Source organism: Bradyrhizobium sp. CCH5-F6, assembly GCF_001556045.1.
Taxonomy (GTDB): domain Bacteria; phylum Pseudomonadota; class Alphaproteobacteria; order Rhizobiales; family Xanthobacteraceae; genus Bradyrhizobium.
On the sequence record NZ_LSIC01000047.1, the window covers coordinates 105,759 to 123,589 of the forward strand.

The 17,831-nt window shown below is 65.7% G+C and carries 15 protein-coding genes; 10 read left to right on the plus strand and 5 right to left on the minus strand.

What is annotated here, in order from left to right:
• The first annotated feature begins 1 nt into the window (after position 1).
• From AX729_RS07890 to AX729_RS07915, 6 genes are read left to right on the plus strand one after another with little or no spacing between them, the layout of a single operon-like run.
• The gene (locus tag AX729_RS07890; protein WP_156456789.1) at positions 2–871 is read left to right on the plus strand and encodes a branched-chain amino acid ABC transporter permease; all 870 of its coding nucleotides are present in this window, start codon (positions 2–4) and stop codon (positions 869–871) included.
• Positions 868–1,818 (plus strand): branched-chain amino acid ABC transporter permease, encoded by a 951-nt coding sequence (locus tag AX729_RS07895; protein WP_061021740.1) that lies wholly within the window; start codon positions 868–870, stop codon positions 1,816–1,818. The genes AX729_RS07890 and AX729_RS07895 overlap by 4 nt, the downstream gene beginning before the upstream one ends.
• Positions 1,815–3,431 (plus strand): ATP-binding cassette domain-containing protein, encoded by a 1,617-nt coding sequence (locus AX729_RS07900; RefSeq protein WP_061021742.1) that lies wholly within the window; start codon positions 1,815–1,817, stop codon positions 3,429–3,431. The genes AX729_RS07895 and AX729_RS07900 overlap by 4 nt, the downstream gene beginning before the upstream one ends.
• Before the next feature lies 1 nt (position 3,432).
• The gene (locus AX729_RS07905) at positions 3,433–4,623 is read left to right on the plus strand and encodes a YlbE family protein (RefSeq protein WP_061021744.1); all 1,191 of its coding nucleotides are present in this window, start codon (positions 3,433–3,435) and stop codon (positions 4,621–4,623) included.
• A 13-nt stretch (positions 4,624–4,636) separates the two neighbouring features.
• Positions 4,637–5,779, plus strand: coding sequence for an ABC transporter substrate-binding protein (locus AX729_RS07910; RefSeq protein WP_061021746.1), 1,143 nt, complete (start codon positions 4,637–4,639; stop codon positions 5,777–5,779).
• A 26-nt stretch (positions 5,780–5,805) separates the two neighbouring features.
• Entirely contained in the window at positions 5,806–6,816 is a 1,011-nt protein-coding gene (locus AX729_RS07915; protein ID WP_063817228.1) for an FAD-binding oxidoreductase, read from the plus strand.
• 36 nt (positions 6,817–6,852) lie between these two features.
• Here AX729_RS07915 and AX729_RS07920 read toward each other — a convergent pair whose 3' ends face one another.
• On the minus strand, positions 6,853–7,584 hold the full coding sequence (locus AX729_RS07920; RefSeq protein WP_061021877.1) for a DUF3750 domain-containing protein: 732 nt from the start codon (positions 7,582–7,584) through the stop codon (positions 6,853–6,855).
• A gap of 143 nt (positions 7,585–7,727) precedes the next feature.
• Between AX729_RS07920 and AX729_RS07925 the strand changes: the two genes are divergently transcribed.
• Positions 7,728–7,982 carry a hypothetical protein gene (locus AX729_RS07925; protein WP_061021750.1) on the plus strand — a complete coding sequence of 85 codons (255 nt, stop codon included), beginning with the start codon at positions 7,728–7,730 and terminating at the stop codon, positions 7,980–7,982.
• A gap of 495 nt (positions 7,983–8,477) precedes the next feature.
• On the opposite strand, the gene AX729_RS07930 is transcribed toward AX729_RS07925, so the two are convergent.
• The 3 genes from AX729_RS07930 to AX729_RS07940 are packed head-to-tail and all read right to left on the minus strand — an operon-like array spanning position 8,478 to position 12,395.
• A complete protein-coding gene (locus AX729_RS07930) occupies positions 8,478–9,095 on the minus strand; it encodes a hypothetical protein (RefSeq protein WP_061021751.1) in 618 nt (205 codons plus the stop codon).
• 7 nt (positions 9,096–9,102) lie between these two features.
• The gene (locus AX729_RS07935; RefSeq protein ID WP_061021753.1) at positions 9,103–9,627 is read right to left on the minus strand and encodes a (2Fe-2S)-binding protein; all 525 of its coding nucleotides are present in this window, start codon (positions 9,625–9,627) and stop codon (positions 9,103–9,105) included.
• Positions 9,624–12,395, minus strand: a complete 2,772-nt coding sequence (locus AX729_RS07940; RefSeq protein ID WP_061021880.1) for a xanthine dehydrogenase family protein molybdopterin-binding subunit — start codon at positions 12,393–12,395, stop codon at positions 9,624–9,626. The genes AX729_RS07935 and AX729_RS07940 overlap by 4 nt, the downstream gene beginning before the upstream one ends.
• Positions 12,396–12,739: 344 nt before the next feature.
• Between AX729_RS07940 and AX729_RS07945 the strand changes: the two genes are divergently transcribed.
• A complete protein-coding gene (locus AX729_RS07945) occupies positions 12,740–14,338 on the plus strand; it encodes a multicopper oxidase family protein (RefSeq protein ID WP_061021882.1) in 1,599 nt (532 codons plus the stop codon).
• A 119-nt stretch (positions 14,339–14,457) separates the two neighbouring features.
• Complete coding sequence (locus AX729_RS07950; protein ID WP_061021755.1) at positions 14,458–16,080, plus strand: ABC-F family ATP-binding cassette domain-containing protein; 1,623 nt, start codon at positions 14,458–14,460, stop codon at positions 16,078–16,080.
• 95 nt (positions 16,081–16,175) lie between these two features.
• On the opposite strand, the gene AX729_RS07955 is transcribed toward AX729_RS07950, so the two are convergent.
• A complete protein-coding gene (locus AX729_RS07955) occupies positions 16,176–16,709 on the minus strand; it encodes an REP-associated tyrosine transposase (protein ID WP_061021756.1) in 534 nt (177 codons plus the stop codon).
• A 131-nt stretch (positions 16,710–16,840) separates the two neighbouring features.
• Here AX729_RS07955 and AX729_RS07960 point away from each other — a divergent pair, with 131 nt between their 5' ends.
• Positions 16,841–17,716 carry an MBL fold metallo-hydrolase gene (locus tag AX729_RS07960; RefSeq protein WP_061021759.1) on the plus strand — a complete coding sequence of 292 codons (876 nt, stop codon included), beginning with the start codon at positions 16,841–16,843 and terminating at the stop codon, positions 17,714–17,716.
• Positions 17,717–17,831 lie beyond the last annotated feature (115 nt).

Below are 17,831 nucleotides of genomic sequence, written 5' to 3' on the forward strand. Positions count from 1 at the left end.
GATGTCCGACGCCTTACAGTTTCTCATCAGTGGACTGGTGGTGGGCAGCATCTATGGGCTGATCGGCGTCGGTTTCACCTGCATCTACAACGTCACCGGCATCGTCAACTTCGCGCAGGGCGATTTCGCGATGGTGGGCGCGATGAGTGCGATCGCGCTGAATGTCGCCGGCGTGCCCCTCTGGCTGGCCATCGTGCTCGCCATCGTGATCACCAGCGTGGTGGCGGTGCTGATCGAGCGCACAGCCATTCAGCCCGTCCGCGGCGACGTCATGCGCGGAATCATCGTCACCATCGGGGTGGGGGTGGTGCTGCAAGGCATGGCAGCGATCGTCTGGGGAACCGACGCGCAGCCGATGCCGGCGTTCTCGGGCGAGAAGCTGATCCATCTCCTGGGCGCGACCGTGATGCCGCAGTCGCTGTGGGTGATCGGCGTTGGCATCGTGGCGATGGGCGGCCTCGACCTGCTGTTTCGCCGCACCTATCTCGGCCAGATGTTCCGGGCCTGCGCCATGAATCCCTTCGCGGCGCGGCTGGTCGGCATGAAGGTCGAGACCATGAGCCTGGTCGGCTTCGTCATGTCGGGGGCGCTCGGGGCAATCGCCGGGATCGTGGTCGCGCCCATCGCGCTGACCCAGTACGACAGCGGCCTGCAACTTGGAATAAAGGGCTTCGTCGCCTGCATCGTCGGCGGCTTCGGCGGGCCGGTCGGCGCCGCGGTCGGCGGCCTGGTGCTCGGCGTGCTGGAGGCGTTCTCCGCAGGCTATGTTTCCTCCGGCTACAAGAACGCAATCGCCTTCGCGCTGCTGCTCGGCTTTCTGCTGTTCCGTCCCGGCGGGTTGCTCGGCGACTACGATCGGGTGCGCGCATGACGTGGTGGCGCGTCCTCGCACTGATCGTCGTTCTCCTGGCTTGCGCCGCGATCGGCAATAGCTATGTGGTGAGCCTGTTGGTGGTGATCGGCTTGCAGGCACTCCCTGCCATCGGCCTGGCGTTGATCGCCGGCTTCACTGGCCAGATCTCACTCGGCCACGCCGCGTTCTACGGCCTCGGAGCCTATGGTGCCGCGCTGATCGGAAGATGGCTTGGTGTCCCCGCCTGGGTCGATATCCTGCTGTCAACCGCGGTGGTGGCCCTGCTGGCCTGGGCTATCGGCTGGCTCGTGTTTCGCCTGAAGGGACATTACCTGGCGATGGCGACGCTGGCATTCGGCATCATCGTTCAGATCTGTTTCACAGAGATGCACGGCATCACGGGTGGCCAGGACGGGCTGTCGGGGATCCCGCCGCTAAGCCTGTTCGGATTCACGCTGCGCGGCGATCTCGCCATGCTGCCGGTGGTCGGGGCGGCGACGATCGCCGCGATCCTCGCCGCGCAGAATCTCGTGGCCTCCCCCACCGGCCTTGCAATGCGGGCGATCGCGGAGAACGAGGCCACGGCGCGGTCGGTCGGCAACAACGTCCAGTCGATCAAGCGTCTGATCATGATGGTGAGCGGCCTCTTCTGCGCGCTCGGCGGCGGGCTCTACGCGCATTATATCGGCTACCTCAGCCCGGGCCCGTTCGACGTCGGCTTCTCGATCAAGCTGTTGCTGATGGTGGCAATTGGAGGTTTCGCCGATGTCTGGGGCGTGCTGCTGGGCGTCATCTTCATCACCCTGATCGGCGAGCTCCTGAAGCCGCTCGGCGCCTACGACATCGTGGCTTACGGCGCGCTGCTGGTCGTCAGCGTGATCTACTGCCCCAACGGATTGTTGCGCGCTCTCGGGACGCTCGCGAGGCGCGCCCGGGGGACGGCGGCCGCGGGGAGCACGCGATGAGCGGTCCGCTTCTCTCGGTCGCGGGCGCCTCGGTGAGCTTCGGCGCGTTCCGTGCGCTGACCGACGTCAGCTTCGACGTCCATGGCGGTGAGCTCGTCGCGCTGATCGGCCCGAACGGTGCCGGAAAGACCACGCTGCTCAACGTCCTCTCCGGCGAGATCGCTCCCCAGACCGGGGTGGTGCGGTTCGACGGCGAGACCATCACCGGCGAAGCGCCCCACTGCGTCGTCGCCCGGGGACTGGCGCGCACGTTCCAGGCAGCCGAGCCGTTCCAGCAACTCACGGTGCGCGAGAACGTGATGGTTGGCGGCGTCGCGCATCATCGTCTCGGTCTGCTGTCCTCGATCATCGGCCGCGGCGCGGCGCTGCTCGATCATGGCAAGCTGAGGCGCGAGGCCGACGAGCATCTCGCGGCGGTTGGATTGTCGGACCTCGCCGATCAATCGGCATCGGTTCTGACCGCCGGGCAGCGACGGCTCCTCAGCATTGCGCGCGTGCTCGCCTCCGGCGCACGGATGCTCGTGCTCGACGAGCCCGGCGCCGGGCTGAACGATCTCGAGAAACGGGCGCTCGGCGACATCATCCTGTCACTCTCGCGCGCCGGGAAGACAATCCTGTTCATCGATCACGACATGCCCCTGGTGAGCCGGCTGGCGCGCCGCATCCTGGTGCTGGACCAGGGCCGCATCATCGCCGACGGCGAGCCGGCGGAAGTGCGCCGAAATCCGCGCGTGCTCGACGCCTATCTGGGGCGTCGCGACGCTCCGCCGCAAGCGCCGAAAGTGACCCGCGCCGTCGCGCCTCCGTTGCTCGAGATCGACGGTCTTGGCGTCAATTACGGCGGCCTGCTCGCGCTGGATCGCGTCTCGCTCGGGATCGGCCGCGGAGAGATCGTCGCGCTGGTCGGCGCCAATGGCGCAGGCAAGAGCAGCTTGCTGCGGGCGATCGCCGGGGTCGAGACCTGCACCGCCGAGAAGATGATGTTCGGTCAAATCGACCTGCGCGGCATTGCGGCGGACCAGCGTGTGGCGAGCGGCATCAGCCTGGTGCCGGAGGGGCGTGCGTTGTTCCGCTCGCTCACGGTCCTTCAAAACCTCGCGGCGGGACGCTACGCCCTGCGCCGCGCGCGGGGCTTTCATCATGTCATCTGGCGCAGTTCCGCCGAGCGGATCAGTTTCGAGCAGCGGCTGGAGACCGTGTACCAGCTGTTTCCCGTGCTCAAGGAGCGTGCGGACCAACTCGCGGGGACCCTGAGCGGAGGGCAGCAGCAAATGGTGGCGATCGGCCGCGCCCTGATGGGCGAGCCCAAATTGCTGATGCTGGACGAACCGTCGCTTGGCCTCGCGCCGCAAGTGCTGACCGAGATCCTGCGCTGTGTCGAACGGCTGCGCGAGCAGGGGCTGACGATCCTGCTGGTGGAGCAGAACGTGACCGCGGCCTTGTCCATCGCGGACCGCGGCTATGTGCTCGCGAACGGACGGGTCATCGCAGAAGGCCCGGGTCGCACGCTGCTTCAGGACCGCAACCTCACCGAGGCCTATCTCGGGTCGAGCGAGGCCGGGGCGGACGGGACCGAAGCGGGCCGTAACGTCGTCGCGATCAACGGAGGCTGAATTGCCCGATCCTTCCGCCGTGGCAGTCGAAGCCGACCTTCACCCCGCCGACCGCGCCGCCCTCAGGCGGATGCATGCGGTGCGGCCGGTCTGGCGTGGCGTCGCGGCAGCACGCGACGTCATGACGTTTCCGGACCGGACCATCCTTCATGCCGGGCCTCCGGTCCAACCCGGTGCGGTTGCGGCGCCGATCGTCAACAGTGCAGTGATGGCAATCCTGTTCGAGCGCTGGGCTTCGGACGAGAGTTCGGCCCGTGCGATGCTGACGAGCGGCGAGGTTCAGTTGGCGCCGGCGCAGGATTTCGACGCGGTGGTGCCGCTCGCCGCGGTGCTGTCGCCCAGCATGGCGGTGCAGATCGTCGCCGACGCCGCCGAACCGGCGAACGTCGCCTACAGCCCGCTCAACGGAGGGATGGCGCTGGCGCAGCGGCTGGGGCTGTGCAGTCGCGAGGTGCTGACCCATCTGCGCTGGATGAACGGCAATCTCGCTGCGACGCTGGAGATCGTCGCCGACCGGGATATCTCGCTGATCGAGATTGCCGACCGCGCGCTGATGGACGGCGACGATTGCCATTCGCGAACCTCGGCTGCGACACGCAGTCTGATCGAGCAGCTCGCGCCGCGTCTCGGTGGCGACACGCCGGAGCGGCGCTTTCTGGACAGGGCTTCGGCCTTCTTCCTGAATCTCTGGATGGCAGCGGTGAAGTGCATCGCCAAGGCCGGGGTGGGGGAGGGCAGCAGCATCGTAACTGCGCTCGGCGGCAACGGTGTCGATTGCGGCGTCAAGCTCGGTGGCAGCGGTCCACGCTGGTTCGTCGCGCCGGCAGAGCCGCCACAAGGCAATCTGCTGCCCGGCTTTCAGAGCAGCGACCGGCTTGGCGCGATCGGCGACAGTGCCCTGGTCGACGCCATGGGCTTCGGGGCCATGACCGCTGTGTCGCTGCCACGAGCCGGCGGTCCCGCGGCGGAAGCAGCGGAGCTGCTGCCCGCGGTTCATCCCGGCTTCGCGCGGAGCGGAATCAGGGTCGGGACGGTCGCCCGGAGCCTCGCGCGCGGCGGCTCGCCACTCGCCATCGTCCTCGGCATTCTCGACCGCAACGGAAACAACGGCCGGATCGGCGGCGGAATCTTTCTGCCGCCCTCGGAGCCGTTCGCCGCCGCCGTCACTTCGCTCGTACCTACGACTTCCTAACCCAGGGGATCTGATGATGACGACCAAAGCCATGCTGGCTGCTCTTGTGCTCATGACGGCCGTCGCCGGAGCGCACGCGGAAGACACGATCAAGATCGGCGGCCTGCTCGAGACCTCCGGTCCGTTGGCCTCGCTCGGCCAGCCGGGACTCGAGGGCGCGATGCTTGCGATCGAGCAGATCAACGCCAAAGGCGGCATCGCCGGCAAGAAGCTCGAACTCGACAACGTCAACACCGAGGGTGACAACACCAAATCGGTCACCGCTGCCAAGCGGCTGCTGGAACAGAGCGCCGTGGTCGCCCTGGTCGGACCGATGAACAGCGGTTCGTCCTATGCGATCATCGACACGGTTCAGAATGCCGCGACGCCCATGATCTCCAATGGCGGCTCCCGCGGCATCGTACTGCCCGCGCAGGACAAGAAATGGCTGTTCCTGTCGCCGCTGACCGACGCATTGGTTCAGAGCGTCATGATGACCGACATGCGGAAGCGCGGCGCCAAGAAGATCGCGCTCCTCTATGCGGATTCTCCGTTCGGTACCAGCGGTCGCGATCAGCTCGTCAAGAATGCGGACTCATTCGGCCTGACCATCGTCGCTCAGGAATCCTACGCCAATGCCGACAAGGATATGACGCCGCAGCTCACCAAGATCCGCAGCGCGCAGCCCGATGCGGTGGTGATCTGGGCGACCGGTCCTGGGCAGGCGATCGCAGCCAAGAACTACCGTCAGCTCGGCCTGGCCGCGCCCCTGTACATGTCGCACGCCGCCAACGATTTCAATTTCCTCCGGCTGGCTGGCGGATCGGCTGATGACGTGCTGATCCCGTCGTCGAAGATCTACGTGATCGATTCGCTCAAGGATTCCGATCCGCAGAAAGCCGCTCTGCGTAGCTTCGTGACGGATTATCAGAACAAGTACGGCAAGCCGCCGGCGACCTTCGCGGGGAACGCCTACGACGCCGTCAACATGATCGCGGCGGCGATCGGCAAGGCGGGGACCGACCGCGCCAAAATCCGGGACGCCATCGAAGGCCTGAAGGACTATGTCGGCGTGACCGCGGTGTATTCTTACGGTCCCGACGATCATTTCGGCGCCAAGGCCGACAGCGTCGTGATGCTGACCGTAAAGGACGGCAAGTTCACGCTCGCGCAGTGAGCGCCGCACGGGACAGGAGCGAAGCCATGCCGAACCTTTCCCTCCGCTTCGCGGACGGCGATTGCGTCCGCGTCGAGGCGAGGTCCGGCGAGACCGTTCTCGCCGCGGCGCGCCGCGCCGGAGTTCCGCTGAGCTCGGATTGCGAGGTCGGCGACTGCCAGACCTGCCGCGCGACCCGTCTCGGCGGCGATCTCGACTACGAAGACGGCTCGTCGGTGTCGCTGTCGCAGGACGAGATCGACGCCGGCGAGATGCTGCCCTGCGTCGCCATCGCCCGAAACGATTTGGAGATACGGCTGCCCTATGAGCGCGGCAAGCTGATCCCGGCGAAGCCGTTCTCGATGAAGCTCGGGAGCATCGAACGGCTCAGCACGTCCGTGGTCCGGGTCGTCGCGCAAACGCTTGGGCTTTCGCCGATCAGGTTTCTGCCGGGACAGTATGTCAATCTGCAGGTGCCGGGCACGACCCAGTGGCGCTCGTACTCGATGGCCAACTCACCCAGCGACGACCGCGCCTTGGAGTTTCTGGTTCGCCTGATCGACGACGGGGCGATGTCTCGCTATCTGAGCTCGCAGGCTGCGGCTGGCGATATCATTCAGTGCCGTGGTCCGCAGGGCGTCTTCTACCTGAGATCCAGCGGGCGGCCGGTGCTGATGGTCGCGGGAGGCACGGGCGTCGCACCGATGGTGTCCATGCTGCGGCAGATGAACGCGCCTGCCGAAAAGCGGAAGGTCACGCTGTGCTTCGGTGTGAATTCCGCCAGTGACCTGTTCTTCCTCGACGAACTGCACGCGCTCGCCGAGGCGATGCCGGAATTGGACCTGCGGATATCCGTGGCCCATGGGCTCAGCCCGCCTGATATCAACCAAGGACTTGTGACCGATCTGATCAAAGACCGATCTCTCGTGGGCCACGATGTCTATCTGTGCGGCCCGCCGGCAATGGCCGACAGTGCGCGCCGCGTTGCGATCGAGCTGGGCGCTGCTCCCGACAACATCATTGCAGAGCGGTTCGTGGCGACCGGGGCGCCGGATTGAGCAGGTCGCAAGTGCCGAAGGGTGATCCGAGCGTCCTCACAGGCCCGGGGGTACCCCAAGGCGGCCGAGGCCCGGGAGCTTGAGCGCCGGGCGCCGGATGTCGAAGCCGAGCACGGCACCGAAGAAATTGAGCTCGAGGCCTTCGACCCAGCCGACCGAAACGCCGAGGTAACCGGCAAGCGAAGCATAGATGCCCGTGCCGGACGCCGTCACGCCCATCCATTTGCCGGTGTAGGGGAAGTCCTTGCCGATCGCGGTCGGCGGCAGGACGGCTCGGAGCTCCGGGACGGAGTCGAGTGCGGCCTGCACGAAGGTGTTCGAATTGGGACCCGGCCAGACGCTGTAATCTCCGTAAGACCGGAATTTGTAATTTTCGACCACGTTCCGGATCTTGGGGATCAGCGTCTCCGCGTGCTCTCCATCTACAGCTACAATGGTTTCCGGCGCTGCGCCGAACCATCGCCCGTCGGGAGCAAAGCCGTTGGTGCGGATCGGCTCGCCCCACGCCGTGTAGTCATACCGGGTGTAGGTCGCCGCGTTTTTCTCCTTTACGACGATCCAGGTGTGGACTGCGAAGATGCTGCGCCATCTCACCGTTCTCGCTGCGAACACCCGTACGACGGCATCGGGACGATCCGCAGCGGCGGCCAGGAGACCCGCGCTCGACCGATCGGCCGTTTGCCAGTTCTCGCGGCCATCGCTCAGCCAGAAATATCTCACCGCTGACGCGGTAAGCGGTGCGAAGACGAGGAACAGAAAGATCAGCAAGGGCTTCTTCAAGGGAGCGGTACGGCGGGGACCTTGGACAAACCATATAGTTCGCATGAATGCCGCCGCCATAGCCGCTCTCATTGTTCCGCACGACCTTGTCACCACAGCGGGGCGGGCCGCAACAGGATTGGAGCACGCGCATGGACATGAAGGAAGCCGCGGCAATGACGGAAGCCTCCGGGCTGACGAACGATCAGGCCGGATTGGAGCAGACCTCCAGCCTGCGGCCGGGTTCCGGAGAGCAACGAGGAGCTGTCGATCCGCAGCCCCACGCGCCATCGATGGGTTCCGCGAGGCGATGGGCCGACCAGTTGCGCGACGCGACGGTGAAAGCCCCTTTACGGTCGCTGTTCATTGCTTTTCTAGCCGGAGCATGGATCGCTCGCCGCCGATAGGCCGTGAGCTTGCGCGTTTCATCACGAGGAACTCCAGCGCTTTCGAAGCTGGCTGGCAGATGGAGGACGGGTAAAATGAGGCGTATGGCGATCGCAGCTGTGATCCTCCTTGGCACGATTTCGTGCTCCGTGGCGCAAAGCTCAGGCGGCGCGTCTGGGGGCTCGTCATCTGCGGGCGGCGCGGGCGCAGCCGGTTCGGGCGGCGCGGGTGGCTCGACGCTCTCGAACGGGACCACGCTTAGCGGGACCGGCGGTTCGCCAGGCCCCAATACGTCCAATGCGAAAAGCCGGGGAACGACCGGCGAGAGACTGGGCGCAACCGCTCCGGGTCAGGACGGCGGTGGATCTCGACCGACTTACAACACCCCAGCTGCAAATGCGGCGATCCAGCAGCTTGGAAATACCAACACGGGCATTCTCAGGAAGTGACGACCAGCCATCCGCGGTGCGCACGATCCTTGGAGGCCGAAGTCGCGCGTATTCGCCTTCGCCAGCTCACGGCGCCGGACAGGCCGCGCCGGTCTTCACCCAGGCCTCGACCAGCGCGCCGGCCTGATCCTGCGTGCCCGGCACGGGTGCGCGGCCGAAGCCCGGCTTCCAGGCCCAGCCGACCAGGGTGTCCTTGCCGATGTGGTCGATCAGCTCTTCGACCTTGCGCCCGCCGTTGCGCTTGGGATCCCTGATCTGCTGACAGATATCCGCGATGCTCTTGCCTTCCCAGGCCATTTCGCGCGGGGCGAGGTGCCATTCGGGATGGCCGGGAATGCGGCCCGGTTCGAAATTGGCGTTCTGGTGGCAGGTGTGGCAGCGCATCGCCTCGAGGCCGTGGCCGTCGGGGCCGCGCGTCACCGGCGGCTGATGCAGACGGGGATTGTCGCCCTGGCGTGGGCTGTCGCCCGCCGGATGGCAATTGGTGCAGCGCGGATGGGTCAGGACTTTTCCGAGCTCGGTGAAGATCGCCGCCGAGCGTTTCTCGGTGTCGACGATGCCGGCAAAGCTCTCGGGCGAGGCCAGCGCGTGGCTCGCCGCGTCCGATGCGGCATAGCCGGCACCAAGGCTGCCCGCGAGCGCCGCGATCACGACCATCGTCTTGAACCGCGCATCTGACATCATTGGCGGCTCATTTGGTCGCGACGAGGTAGCGATTCGAATCGGCGAGGATCACGTCGCGCACCGCCTCGTGGTATTTGATGTAGCCGGTGCAGCGGCAGAGATGACCGTCGAGCGCATCCGCGATCGTCTGCTCCAGCGCCTCGCGCGGCACCGGCTTGCGCGCCAGGCGCTCCAGCAGCACCTGGCCTTCGCCAAGAAAGCCGGCAGTGCAATAGCCGCACTGGAAGGCGAAATGGTCGATGAAGGCCCTTTGCAGGGCTGAGAGCTGGCCGTCCTTGGCATGGCCTTCGACGGTGCGGATCGACTTGCCGTCGAAATTCACGGCGGGCGCGATGCAGGTCGGGCTGGTGTAGCTGGTGCCGTCGGGCGCATCGACGATGATGGCGCAGCTCAGGCATTGCGCGGCGCCGCAGCCGAACTTGGTCCCGGTCATGCCCAGCACTTCGCGCAGGAAATCGTTCATCGAGAGATCGTCGCGGACCTCCATCGGACCGTGCTTCTGACCGTTGATGGTGAGGCTGAGGGTCGTCACGCGAGCACTCCCTTCAGGAGGTTCGAGGTGACCGGCAGCGCGCGGAAGCGGTGACCGGTGGCGTCATGAATGGCGTTGATCAGCGCCGGCACGATCGGGATCATGACGACCTCCGCCATGCCCTTGGGAGCCTCATCCGCGGTCTGCGGCTTCAGCATCTCGATCTCGAGATCGCGCAGCGGCAGGTCCGAGCCGCGCGCGACCAGGTAGCGGCCGAGATTCCATTCGCCGTTGCCGGGCCCGCCTTCGAACGGCGGCAGGGTTTCCAGCAGCGCGTAGCCGACGCCCATGGCAAAGCCGCCGTGGGACTGACCCATCACCACCTCAGGCACGAGCGCCGTGCCGCATTCGAACACGCTGTAGGCCTTGGCGATGCGCAAGTTCCCGCTGGCCCGCTCGATCTCGACGCGAACGAGCGTGCCGCACATCGAGGTATAGGCGGTGCCGATGCGGTTGTTGTCGGTCGGCGGAAACTTGACGCTGGTGCGGCCGATCCGCTCGAACCTGCCGTTGCCGCGGCGGATCGCCAGCGCGTCGATCTCGGCGCGGTACTGCTCGCCGAACAGGGGGAAGCGGGCGCGCGACCAGGCCCAGCGGGAGAAGCTGTGCGCCACCGCGCCGGTGACGAAGCCGCGCGCATGGGCGGTGGCCGCGAGCACGGGCAGGGCCAGCGGGGCGAGGCCGGGCATGGTGAGCTGGCCGTTCTGCCAGCGCGCGCTCGTCCATTGTCTGGCGCGCGGATCGCTCTTCGGGATGCGCCACAGCTCGAGCGCCGCGGGCCACAGGCCGAAGCGGAAGATGACGCGGGCCGCTTCCGCCGAGGAATGCGTGCCGACATGCGCGCCGATCGAGGCCGAAGTCGCCGAGCTGATCGTGGGCACCCAGCGCGGATTGCGCTCGGCAGCGTCCTGGGTCTTCTGGTCCATCGTGTAGGGATCGCCCGAGGTGACGAGGCCGAGGACGTCGTAGCTGTCGACGCGGGCGACCGAGACCTCGTCGGCGATGGCGCCGAGATGGCCGGCAACGCGGTTTGCCAGCGCCGTGCCGATGCCGTTGCCCATCTCGACATGGTCGCAGAAGATCGCGATCCTGCCGTCAGGGGAGAGCTCGACGCGGCCGAGCGAGCAGTCCGCACCGGAGCCGTAATCCTTGGTCACGCAGGCAACCCCCGTGCCGATCAGCCGGTCGGAAGACGCCTGCTTGAACTGCGCGCGCTGCTGCCAGATCGGATGCCGTTCCAGCTTGTCCAGGATCTCGGGCGTGCGCACCGAGACGATGTAGGGATTGCCGGTCATGGTCCGGCCGTTCTGCTTGAGTGCGTTGCGGCGGCGGAACTCGATCGGATCGAGCTTGAGCTCGCTGGCCGCCTCGTCGATCAGCACCTCGAGCGCGGTCATCGCCTGCAGCGTGCCGTAGCCGCGCATCGAGCCTGCGGTCACGCCGCGCGAATGCATCGCCACCGTGGTGACGTCGACCTTGGGGATGTCGTAGATGCCGATCGCGCCGGTCGCGGCCACCACGGCGACATTGGCGGAGAAATTAGCGAGCCCGCCACCGTCGAGCACGTGATCGGCGGCGAAGGCCTTGATCAAGCCGGTGTTGCGATCGATGCCGATGCGCGAGCGCATCTTGATCGGGTGACGCTTGATGCCGCCCTGGAACTGCTGGTAGCGGTCGTGCGCCAGCCGCACCGGCTTGCCGGGGAAACAGATCGCGGCCAGCGCGACATAGAGGATGAAGGGGGTGTGGTCACGCCCGCCAAAACCGCCGCCGACATGGGCGAATTGCGCGTTGATGTGCGAGGGCTTGTAGGGGGCGCGCGCCTTGGCGAGCAGATGTGCGAGCGACTCCGCGGCCTCGTAAGGCGATTGCACGCCGAGCACCAGCTCGAGATTGCCGCCTTTGCCGCTGTACCAGGCGAGCCCGCATTCCGGCTCCAGGAACATCGGATCGACCGACTGCGTCTCGAACTCGCGGTCCAGCACCAGGAGCGAAGCATCCTCCGCCGCGAGCTCGGAGCGGATCTGTTCGCCATATCTGGCGGCCTTGGCGTAATCGGGCGGCATCTCCTTCGCAAGCGGCGACCACACCGGCAGCGCGGCGCTCTGCACCTTCTTGGGCGAGACCCAGCCGGCCTGGATCGGCGAATAGACATCGGGCTTCTCGGGCGATGAGCCGGCCACGCGCGTGAAGCGATAGGCGCCGTAGTCGGGCGCAATCACCGGGCCAGTCTCCTCGCCGAATTTCACGAAGGTGCCGTCGCGCAGGGCGAGGCGTGCCCGGTCGAAGGCGTCGAATGTCTCGAAGATCAGCAGCGCCACCGGCTGCCCCAGATAGAGCGGCGTCTTGCCGAGCGGGCAGAACAGGTCGCCGGCGTAGAACGCCGGAACCTGCGTGCCGATGCGGTCGAGATCGGCGGCGGTGACGACGACGGAAGGTTTTAGCGCACCCTCGAGCCGGGTGAGGTCGAGACCGGTATAGACATGCGTGGCGTCATTGGCGCGGATCAGGATCGCATGCGAGGTGGTCTGCGGCCAGCCGGGGAGATCGTTGGCGCGGAAGTCGGAGGCGTAGAGCTTTGCACCGGTGACCTTTGCGACACCGTCGACACGGCCGGCGCCTTTGGCCGCGGGGTTGAACTGCCCTCGTCCGGGAAGCGTCTCGTGCGCCGCGAAGGGAACGCTTGCCGCCGAAGCGAGGTGCGACAGGCTGACCGAAATGCCTCCCGCCGACAACCACTTCACGAACGCGCGTCGCGAAGGCCGCATGATCTGATCCTTGTGCAAGGTTCTAAAGCGCGATGCGATCAGGATGAAACGTCATCGCGCTTTAGGTCGTTGTTTGAGCATGATCTTTCGGAAAACCGCTGCGCACTTTTCCAGATCATGCTTCAGAGGCTCACAATGCCGACGGCGTCGCTGCCGTTGGTACGCGCCGACGCTGGTCCGAAGCTGTCACGATTCGTCATGCACGCATAGAATCGGCAGGCCGTTTACATCCGATGAAGACGCCGCGTGCCGTGCGTGCGCGGATTGAGAAACCGTTTCCGCTTGCCTTGCAGTCGAATCAAATTGAAAGAACGGATCGCGGCAACGGGGGCGGGAGACCGACAATGCAGCACGATCCGAACGACGGCGCTTCGGCCAGCTTCGTGACCGGCACGACGACATTGTCGCGGCGCCGGCTGCTTGGCGCAGCGAGCGCGTTGTCGCTGATCGCAGGTGGCGCGAAGGCGCAGCATGCGATGCACAAGCATGCGGGCGCCTCGCGCAATGCGGACATGTCGCCGACCATGGGCATGGTGCCGGAGACGCCGATTCCCGCCATGGATCAGCCGCTGGTCGAGCCCGAGGTGCGGCGGTCGGTGGGCGGCGTGTTGAGCACGACCTTGCGCGTCGGTTACGCCTATCGCCAGATCGGTGGGGTCAGGCTCTATGTCCGGTCCTACGAAGGCGGCAGCCCCGGACCGACGCTGCGCATGAAGCCCGGCGAGACGCTGCGGATCAAGATGACCAACGATTTGCCGCCGAACCGCGACGCGCTGCCGGCCGACATCAGCCGTCCACACCAGTTCAACAACACCAATTTCCATTTCCACGGGGCCCATGCGAGCCCGAGCGGCATCGCCGACAACGTGATGCGCTCGATGGCGCCCGGCCACAGCTACAACATCGAGATCACGCTACCGGCCGACCACACGCGCGGCACCTACTGGTACCATCCGCATCACCACGGCAGCGCCGACATCCAGATGTCGAGCGGAATGGTTGGCGCCATCATCATCGAGGGCGATTTTGCCGACGTGCCCGAGATCACGGCCGCGCGCGAGCGCCTGCTGGTGCTGACGCAGGTGGTGTTCGACGCCAACGGCATGGTGGAGAATTTCGAGACGCTGTTTCCGGAGACCGCGACGCGGTTCCTCGCGATCAACGGCCAGCGGCGGCCGGTGATCGAGATGCGGCCGGGCGAGGTGCAGCGCTGGCGCATTCTCAATGCGGCCTATCAGGACGACATGCTGCTCGATCTCGAGAAGCACGATCTCCATGCGATCGCCTATGACGGCATCCAGCTCGGCGCGGTGCAGCCGATGAAGCAGCTCCTGATCGCGCCGGGCCAGCGGGCGGACATCCTGGTCAAGGCGGGCGCTGCCGGCACCTACGCCCTCAACGCGGCGCCCTACGATCAGGGCCATCCGTCGCCCACCGGGCCGCTGGCGCGGATCGTGGTCTCGGGCGCTCCGATGGACATGAAGCTGCCGCGCAATCTCCCGCCGGCGCCGCTCGCAACCATTAACGACGCGGAGATCACGGGCCGCCGCAAGCTGGTTCTCTCCGCCACCGCGCCGGAAGCGGATGCCGCGGGGCACTGGCAGGAGTTCGGCTTCTTCATCGATGGCAAGAAGTTCGATCCGTCGCGGATCGATCACCGGGTCAAGCTCGGCGCGGTCGAGGAATGGACCATCGTCAACACGCACGAGCATGACGACCACGTCTTCCACATCCACACCAATCCGTTCCAGGTGGTCTCGGTCAACGGCAAGGCGCTGGCGACCCCGGAATGGCGGGATTCGGTGATCGTGGAGCGCAAGGGCGGCGAGGTCGTGTTCCGCTCCCGCTTCCTCGATTTCACCGGCGTCTTCATGCTCCACTGCCACATGATGAACCATGAGGAGATGGGCATGATGCAGACGGTCGAGGTCTACAAGCCCTAAGCCGCTGGGCGAATTGCGGGAATTTGGCCTCTGCCGAGGCGGAATCCGGGTGCGGCCGGGCTTCCCCTGGAAGCCCGCATGGCCTATGACGCTGCAACGCAAAAATTCCCCAAAGACCCATGATCCGCCTCGACAACGTCAGCAAGCAAGCCGGCCACCAGATCCTGTTCATCGAAGCCTCCGCCGCCCTCAACAAGGGCGAGAAGATCGGGCTCGTCGGCCCGAACGGCGCCGGCAAGACCACCCTGTTCCGGATGATTGCCGGCGAGGAGCTGCCCGACGAGGGGCAGGTGTCCACCGATCGCGGCATCACCATCGGCTATTTCAACCAGGACGTCGGCGAGATGAGCGGCCGCAGCGCGGTGGCCGAAGTGATGAATGGCGCGGGTCCCGTCAGCGAAGTGGCGGCCGAACTGCGCGAGCTCGAGGCCGCCATGGCGGACCCCGACAAGGCCGACCAGATGGACGAGATCATCGCCCGCTACGGCGAGGTGCAGCACCGGTTCGAGGAGCTCGACGGCTATGCGCTCGATGGGCGTGCGCGCGAGGCGCTGTCCGGACTCGGTTTCAGCCAGGAGATGATGGACGGCGACGTCGGCAAGCTCTCCGGCGGCTGGAAGATGCGCGTGGCGCTGGCGCGCATCCTCCTGATGCGTCCCGACGTGATGCTGCTCGACGAGCCGAGCAACCATCTCGATCTCGAAAGCCTGATCTGGCTGGAAAAATTCCTGCACGACTACGAAGGCACGCTGCTGATGACCTCGCACGACCGCGAGTTCATCAACCGCGTCATCTCCAAGGTGATCGAGATCGATTCCGGATCGCTCACCACCTACACCGGCGATTACGAATTCTACGAGCAGCAGCGCGCGCAGAACGAGAAGCAGCAACAGGCGCAGTTCGAGCGCCAGCAGGCCATGCTCGCCAAGGAAATCAAATTCATCGAGCGCTTCAAGGCGCGCGCCTCGCATGCCGCGCAGGTGCAGAGCCGGGTGAAAAAGCTCGACAAGATCGAGCGGGTCGAGCCGCCGCGCCGCCGCCAGAGCGTGGCGTTCGACTTTCCGCCGGCGCCGCGCTCGGGCGAGGACGTCGTCGCGCTCAAGAACGTGCACAAGGGCTACGGCAGCAAGCGCATCTATGATGGCCTCGACTTCATGATCCGACGCCGCGAGCGCTGGTGCGTGATGGGCGTCAACGGCGCCGGCAAGTCGACGCTGCTCAAGCTGATCGCCGGCGCGAGCGAGCCGGACCAGGGCACGGTGGCGCTCGGGGGTAGTGTCAAGATGGGCTATTTCGCCCAGCACGCGATGGACCTGCTCGACGGCGAGCGCACCGTGTTCCAATCGCTCGAAGATCAGTTTCCGACCGCGGGGCAGGGCTCCTTGCGCGCGCTCGCCGGCTGCTTCGGCTTCTCCGGCGACGACGTCGAGAAGCGCTGCCGCGTTCTATCGGGCGGCGAGAAGGCGCGCCTCGTGATGGCCAAGATGCTGTTCGATCCGCCGAACTTCCTGGTGCTGGACGAGCCGACCAACCATCTCGACCTCGCCACCAAGGAGATGCTGATCAATGCGCTGTCGGATTTCGACGGCACCATGCTGTTCGTCTCGCACGACCGGCATTTCCTCAGCGTGCTCTCCAACCGCGTGCTGGAGCTGACGCCGGACGGCATCCATCAATATGGCGGCGGCTACACGGAGTATGTCGCGAAGACCGGGCAGGAAGCGCCGGGGTTGCGGAGCTAGCGGTGGCGTAGCCCGGATGGAGCGATAGCGTAATCCGGGGTTCATGCCACTCGGGCAGTCGTGCGATGCGGACGGCCTGATCGCGCAACCGGGGATCAGTCCCCGCGCTCACCGAAATTGCCGGTCGTCTTTCCTGCGCCGCCCCAATCGGCAGGCAGCAAGCCGGCGCGAATGTAGCGGTGGAGTGAGGAATACGACCAATCCACCGGTGCCGCGACGAGGCCGTGCTTGACTGGATTGAAGTGGATATAGTCGGCGCAGCGTTCGAAATCCGCGTCATCGCGGATGGTGTGCTCCCAGTACCGCCTCTGCCACAGCAAGAAATCACCGCGTCGATTGCGTGGTATAGGTGTGCCCGAGGCGACCAGCCGATGGGTAAAACTGCTCTTGATCCGTTTCCAGCGAGCCGGAAAATCGGCGTCACCGTCCGGCAACGTCATGATGATGTGCAGGTGATCAGGCAGGATCACGATCGCGTCGATCGTGAAGGGACGTTCGTTGCGGGCGACGCGAAATGCCGCACGCAGATGGTCGACATGATCAATCAGCGCGGATGACCGTCGATCATCGAGTGTCGCAGTGAAGAAGAACGCTCCGCCAGGAACAAGATTGCGACGATAGCGAACCATGCGAGAGTTTTCCCGGATTGCGCTTCGCTTCATCCGGGCTACGAAAAAATCGCGACAATTGCAAGAAAGTCGCTCGCTTGAAGATGTTCGGCGCCCCAGCTACGCTCCCTCAAAAAGGGAGCGAAACGGCGATGAAGCAACTGCGTATCGGCGACATCACCATCGATGCGGTGATCGAGCGGGAGGGGCCGTGGCGGCGGCCGCAGGATTTTTTCCCGACCTATGACGAAGGCGTGTTCAAGCGCCATCTCCCGACGATGGAGCCGGAGGTGTTCGACGCCGCGCGCGGCATGATGGTGATCACCTACCAGACCTTCGTGGTGCGCACGCCGCGTTACACCATCCTGGTCGATACCTGCACCGGCGAGGACAAGGGACATCCGCCGCCGTTCGATTTCCCCGGCAAGGAGCGCTGGCGCAACGAGCTGTTCGCGCTCGGCATCGGCTTCGAGCAGATCGACTACGTGTTCTGCACCCATTTGCACATCGACCACACCGGCTGGAATACGAGCTTGCGCGACGGGCGCTGGGTGCCGACGTTCCCGAACGCGAAATACGTCTTCCACCGGGGGGAGTACGCGGCGTGGGAGGCCGAGCACGCCAAAGGCAGCAACCCGCCCGGCACTGTGTTTCGCGACAATTGCCTGCCGATCGTCGAGGCCGGGCAGGCGCTGCTGGTCGATGACGACTACGCGCTCGACGACACCGTCACGCTGACGCCGACGCCGGGGCATTCGCCCTGCCATTGCTGCGTGAACATCTTCTCGAAGGGCCAGCGTGCGGTGGTCGCGGGCGACCTCATGCACCACCAGATCCAGTGTCGCGAGCCGGACTGGTCAGCGATGCCGGATTGGGACCCGAAGCAGTCGGCGGTGTCGCGGCGAAAATTCTTTGCGTCGGTTGCCGACACCGACACGCTGATCCTGCCGGTGCATTTTCCGGCGCCGACGGTGGGGCTGATTAAGCCTCTCGGCGATGCGTTCGACTATCAGTTCAGGCGGAGTTGAGGCGTGACGGGTTAGTATCGCGCCGACATCCAGTCTCGTGTCCCGGACGCGGTGAATGACGCGTCGCAGAGCCGGGATTCATCTGTCGGTCGGAGTGGGAAGCATAGGCCCCGGC